This is a genomic window from Ligilactobacillus murinus DSM 20452 = NBRC 14221, from assembly GCF_001591685.1.
In the GTDB taxonomy this organism is placed as follows: Bacteria; Bacillota; Bacilli; order Lactobacillales; family Lactobacillaceae; genus Ligilactobacillus; species Ligilactobacillus murinus.
Genome location: NZ_BCVJ01000113.1, coordinates 1 through 1,322 on the forward strand (window position 1 = coordinate 1; position 1,322 = coordinate 1,322).

At 39.9% G+C, this 1,322-nt stretch carries 1 protein-coding gene; it reads right to left on the bottom strand.

Annotated elements, in window-relative coordinates:
- Positions 1 to 50 precede the first annotated feature (50 nt).
- Entirely contained in the window at positions 51 to 1,223 is a 1,173-nt protein-coding gene (locus LMU01S_RS09995; RefSeq protein WP_004050661.1) for an IS256 family transposase, read from the bottom strand.
- Between the last annotated feature and the right edge of the window lie 99 nt (positions 1,224 to 1,322).

Sequence of the window (1,322 nt, forward strand, 5' to 3'; positions counted from 1 at the left end):
GTCAAGTCCATAATCCTGTGTAAAATACTATACAATGTTTTACCGGTCTCTCATTGATCAAACTTAATATATTTTCTTGTAGAACTGAGCCATTCGTCATGAAGTTCCATAAGGACAGCTCCAATTAGTCGATTGGCAGACGTTCGGTTGGGAAAAATCCGAATAATCTTTTCTCTTCTGCGGACTTCCTGGTTCAGTCGTTCAAGAAGGTTGGTGCTTTTTAGCCGATTGTGCCCATTTCCGATAACCGTATATTGAAAGGCTTCTTCGAAGCCATTATCCAATGTTTCGCAAGCTTTTGTATATTTAGACTGGTCGATATATTCACCGACTAAGGCATTCTTAGCTGTTCGAGCGAGTTCAATATCCGTAAACTTAAAGATTGCTTTTACTGCTTCTCTAAACGGTTTTGAATTCTTTTTTGGAATGGAACTGAAGATGTTTCTTAAAAAATGGACCTGGCATCTCTGCCAACTTGCGTTGGTAAAGGACTTACGAATCGCAGACACTAGGCCTTTATGGGCATCAGAAATGATGAGTTCTGTCCCCTGTAGACCGCGTTCTTTTAAGTAGTCAAAGAAGATGGACCATGTGTCATCACTTTCTTCATTTTGGATCATGAAGCCAATGATTTCACGGTCACCATCTTCCGTTATTCCGACTGCAATATGGCAGCTCTTAGAAAGCACTCGATGGTCTTCTCGGACTTTTATGTAGAGAACATCCGTCATCAGATAAGGATAATTCGTACCTGAGAGTGAACGGTTCTGCCATTCGTTGACCATCGGGTCTAACTGTTCAGTCAGGCTAGAAACAAAAGATTTCGATACCGATTTTCCACAGAGTTCCTCAACAATCTTTGAAACTTTACGGGTAGAAACACCTGAGACATACATCTCTAACATGGAAGCGAGCAGTGCCTTTTCATTTCGCTGATAACGCTCAAACACCGTCGGTGCAAATTCACCATCACGTGTTCTGGGCACTTTTAATTCAAGTGTACCCACACGAGTCGTAAAATCTCGCTCGTAATAGCCGTTTCTTTGACTCTGACGACTTTCTGATCGTTCATAGTCATCGGCTTGAATATATTCGGTTCGTTGATTTTCCATCAATTGATTGAAAATAGTGGTTAGAATGTTTTTAGATACATCATCTTTTACCGAATGTTCAATAATACTTTGAATCTCTTTGTTGTTCAGTGTAAAATGTACTTGGGTCATGTAACGTCCTCCTAGGTATGTTTTTGTGGTTAAAAACATTGTACCGTAAAAAGGGCTGTTACATGGCCTTTTAACTTTTACACAATTATATGGACTTTA